Source organism: Halomonas sp. SIMBA_159, from assembly GCF_046536035.1.
Lineage (GTDB): Bacteria > Pseudomonadota > Gammaproteobacteria > Pseudomonadales > Halomonadaceae > Vreelandella > Vreelandella venusta_A.
Map to the genome: position 1 here is coordinate 1 of NZ_JAWJBT010000979.1, position 257 is coordinate 257.

A 257-nucleotide genomic window follows, 5' to 3' on the forward strand; every position below is an offset into this window, starting at 1 on the left:
CCAGATGACGGTTGCTTCGCCCTGATGCTCCCACAGGCTTTCATTGCGTCCGACATATTTAGTACCGCTGGCGCTTTCCTGCTGATACATCAGTGAGACACTGTCACCCCGTTCGGCAATCAGGGTTGGCGGTTCCGTCGGATAGTAAGTCGCAATCACTTCACTGCCCGGTTGATCCGTACACAGATAGGTGACGCTTGCTGTTGCCTCAATTAAGCCATACCTGGCCTGCAACTCAGCAATACGCCGCTGATATT

At 53.3% G+C, this 257-nt stretch carries 1 protein-coding gene; it reads right to left on the reverse strand.

Annotated elements, in window-relative coordinates:
• The coding region (locus R0J87_RS22170) for an MliC family protein (RefSeq protein ID WP_498889013.1) at positions 1–257 on the reverse strand (257 nt) is incomplete at both ends.